Source organism: Streptomyces griseomycini (assembly GCF_014203535.1).
Classification (GTDB): Bacteria; Actinomycetota; Actinomycetes; order Streptomycetales; family Streptomycetaceae; genus Streptomyces; species Streptomyces griseomycini.
Map to the genome: position 1 here is coordinate 1 of NZ_JACHJI010000066.1, position 1,671 is coordinate 1,671.

The window sequence follows — 1,671 nt, forward strand, 5'->3', positions numbered from 1 at the left end:
GGTTCTGTCGACGATCTTGTGATCCGGTGCGGAGGGTGTCACCGTGCGAGCAAAACGCGTTTGCGAAGGAGATCGAGGCTGGCACGGCCGAACATCTGGCGTTTCAGCATCTTCAGCCGGTTGATGTTGCCTTCAACGGCGCCTGAACTATGTGGCAGGGACAAACCGTTCTGGACGGCGTCGAAGTCGCGGCGGAGGTTGCGGGCGAAGCCCGCAAGTGGAGCCAGGGTGTCGTGCTCGACGCCGGCGATCCACTCCTCGAGCCGGTCGCCGTGGCGTGCGGTCATCATGACGGCGAACTTCCTGACGTGGCCGGTGAGCCGGTCCAGTTCGGGATTACGCTCACGCAGGCGGTGCAGCCTGTCGGCATCGCCGTCGCCGAGGTGTTCGGGATGGGTCATGATCCATGAGGTGACTTCGCGGACCGAGGGAGGCTTGGGGCCGACGGCGGGTGCGTGTCCGCGACCGGTGCGGTAGCGCCGCAGATGACGCTGGACGGCCAACTCGCCTCCGGGGTAGCCGAGCTTCTGGATCTCCCGGTAGAGCTGTGCGGCATTTCTTATGCCTTCGTTCCAGCGTCGGTGCAGGTAGCCGACGTACGGGTCGACGACATGCGCACGCTGCAGGCTCTTGGCGACGACATCATCAGCAGAGCGGGCGTTGACCAGCTTGCGGACCGTGGCCTGGTGCAGCCCGAGCTTCCGGCCGATCGCCGCCTTCGACATCTCCTGGGCCCACAGCTCGTGGGCGGCGGCATGCTGCTCCCGAAGCCGGGTCACGATCTTCAGCTCCTTCGACGGCTGCACCACCTCGGGCTCCGCTTCCGGGTGGCCAGGGCCGTCTTCCGTTCCGGCAAGCGGTTCTGCCAGCCGGGAGCGGTGGGCGTTGACCGTCTTCTCAACCGCCTGGCCGAGGTTGGCCCACAAGTGATATCGGTCCGCGACCTGCTGGGCCTGTGGCGCCCCGACCCGCGCGCCCTCCCCGTAACCACTGGAGCGGTCCCGGCAGATGACCTTCACCTCGGGATGGCCTTGGAGCCAGGCGGCCAGGTCCTCGCCCTCGCGGCCGTCGTAGAGATGCAGCGGCCGATGGGTGGCCATGTCGATCAGCACCGTGCCGTAGTGGCGGCCCTTGCGGAAGGCAAAATCGTCGACACCAAGCACCTCAACCTCGCCGATCTCCGGCTCGGGCAGAGCCCGGACCATCCGCAGCAGGGTGTCCCTGCCCACGGTGATGCCGACCGCGGCCGCCAAGCGGGCTCCGGCCCGGCCGGCCAGCGCCAACCCGATCTGCATCAACAGCCCGCGAAGCAAAGGGGTATAGCGGCCGTGCGGAGTCGTCAGCCCCGCGATCTGCTCGGCGAACGTCACTGCCGTGCAGGCGGGATTCTCACAGCGGAAGCGACGTATGTGTAACTCGATCACGACACCGAGACCGCCCACAGCTGCATCACGCAGCGTGCGTACATACCCGCCGTGGACCCGCGACGAGCTATGACCGCAGTGGCAGGCCCCCGTCGTCGACCGCACTCGTGCCCGCAGTACTACCTTGTCCGGCCGTCGCTCGACCTCCTCGATCAGCAGCGTGGACAGATACGGAAACAACTCCAGGAGCACATCACGAGAGCACCCGAGGCATGATCGCGAACAGTCGGCACACCCCGCTCAACCG

General features: G+C 66.8%; 1 protein-coding gene. It reads right to left on the bottom strand.

Annotation, left to right across the window (positions count from 1 at the left end):
• Positions 1 to 38: 38 nt before the first annotated feature.
• A complete protein-coding gene (locus FHS37_RS38720; protein WP_221500831.1) occupies positions 39 to 1,616 on the bottom strand; it encodes an ISL3 family transposase in 1,578 nt (525 codons plus the stop codon).
• Between the last annotated feature and the right edge of the window lie 55 nt (positions 1,617 to 1,671).